Origin of the sequence: Fibrobacter sp. (assembly GCA_024399065.1) — a bacterium.
Classification (GTDB): Bacteria; Fibrobacterota; Fibrobacteria; order Fibrobacterales; family Fibrobacteraceae; genus Fibrobacter.
Window position 1 is genome coordinate 1 of the sequence record JAKSIB010000081.1, and the last position, 2,345, is coordinate 2,345.

1 rRNA gene is annotated in these 2,345 nt (G+C 54.8%); it reads right to left on the minus strand.

From position 1 onward, the window contains the following. Nucleotides 1-2,329 (minus strand): 23S ribosomal RNA (locus MJZ25_16485); the annotation flags it as partial. Nucleotides 2,330-2,345: the final 16 nt, after the last annotated feature.

A 2,345-nucleotide genomic window follows, 5' to 3' on the forward strand; every position in this document is an offset into this window, starting at 1 on the left:
TTCGCGCGATTTCCGTCCGCGCTGAGGGAACCTTTGGGCGCCTCCGTTACTCTTTGGGAGGCGACCGCCCCAGTCAAACTGCCCGCCTGACACTGTCCCGAGGGTCGTTGCTCCTACGGTTAGAATTCCGATACGCCAAGGGTGGTATCCCAACGCCGGCTCCACGAAGACTAGCGTCCTCGCTTCCATGCCTCCCACCTATCCTGTACGTGCCGTATCAGAACCCAATGTCAGGTTACAGTAAAGCTCCATGGGGTCTTTCTGTCCAGTCGCGGGTAACCTGCATCTTCACAGGTACTTCAATTTCACCGGGTCCCTCGTTGAGACAGTGCCCAAATCGTTACACCTTTCGTGCGGGTCGGAACTTACCCGACAAGGAATTTCGCTACCTTAGGACCGTTATAGTTACGGCCGCCGTTCACCGGGGCTTCGGTCGAATGCTTTGGATTGCTCCGGACATCCTTCCTTAACCTTCCGGCACTGGGCAGGTGTCAGCACCTATACGTCAGATTTCTCTTTAGCAGGCACCTGTGTTTGTGGTAAACAGTCGCTTGGGCCTCTTCTCTGCGACCGGGCTATGCTCCAGAAGCAAGTTCCTTCACAATGCCGGCTACCCTTATCCCGAAGTTACGGGTACATTTTGCCGAGTTCCTTAACGAGGGTTCTCCCGCGCACCTTAGGATTCTCTCCCCGCATACCTGTGTCGGTTTACGGTACGGGCGGCGCAGTTCTAACTAGAAGCTTTTCTCGGCAGTGTGGGGTCAGCAGCTTCGGCTCCTTTCGGAGCCTCCGCGTCACGCCTCAGGTCTTCCGAAGGACGGATTTGCCTATCCTTCACCCTACACGCTTGCACAGGAACAACCGATCTCCTGCCTGCCTGCCCTCCTGCGTCACTCCATCGCTCAAACAAACTGCGCCGGTGCAGGAATATCCGCCTGCTGTCCATCTCCTACGCTCCATGCCTCGGATTAGGTCCCGACTTACCCTGGGACGACGATCGTTGCCCAGGAATCCTTATGCTTTCGGTGGAACGGATTCTCACCGTTCTTTTCGCTACTCATACCAACATTCTCACTTCCCATAAGTCCACCGTTCCTTACAGAACGACTTCAGCCCTATGGGAACGCTCCCCTACCCCGTGTACTGACGTACACAGACACAGCTTCGGTTTCGTACTTGAGCCCCGATAATCTTCGGCGCAGGATCTCTCGACCAGTGAGCTATTACGCACTCTTTGAATGGTGGCTGCTTCTGAGCCAACATCCTGGTTGTTTAGGAGACCCCACATCCTTCTCCACTTAGTACGGCATTTGGGACCTTAGCTGGTGGTCTGGGCTGTTTCCCTTTTGACCACGGATCTTATCACTCGTAGTCTGACTCCCAGGCTCTGCAGTATAACCATTCGCAGTTTGACAGGTTTCGGTAGCCATTACAGCCCCTAGACCGATCAGTGCTCTACCGCCTATACTTACTACCTGAGGCTAGCCCTAAAGCTATTTCGGGGAGAACCAGCTATCTCCGCGTTCGATTGGAATTTCACCTCTACCCACATCTCATCCTAAAGCTTTTCAACGCTCACAGGTTCGGTCCTCCACGCAATTTTACCTGCGCTTCAACCTGGACATGGGTAGATCACTGCGGTTTCGGGTCTACGTACACTAACTAGCCGCCCTCTTGAGACTCGCTTTCGCTTCGGCTCCGTGTCTTCCACTTAACCTCGCTAGTGCACGTAACTCGTTGGTTCATTCTTCAATAGGCACGCCGTCGCTTTCGCTCCGACTGCTTGTAGACATACGGTTTCAGGTTCTCTTTCACTCCCCTCCCGGGGTTCTTTTCACCTTTCCCTCACGGTACTATGCGCTATCGGTCGCCATTCAGTGTTTAGCCTTGGAGGGTGGTCCCCCCTGCTTCCCGCAAGATTCCTCGTGCCTCGCGGTACTCTGGATACCTACTGTACGTTCTGCCTTTAACCTACGGGGCTTTCACCCTCTCTGGCGGATCTTTCCAGATCCTTCTGATAGACTTCACGTTCCTGGTGTAGGTCCTCAACCCCACGGAGCCGTAGCTCCATGGTTTGGGCTCTGCCCTCTTCGCTCGCCGCTACTGTGGGCATCTCGTTTGATTTCTCTTCCTCCGGGTACTTAGATGTTTCAGTTCCCCGGGTTCCCTTCCTTTCGGATGACAGCCCATGACGGCTGCCGGGTTTCCCCATTCGGACATCCACGGATCAATACTTGCTTGCAGTTCCCCGTGGCTTTTCGCAGCTTACCGCGTCCTTCGTCGGCTGATGGCGCCTAGGCATCCGCCGTATGCCCTTAGTAGCTTGACTTTTCAGCTACCAGGTA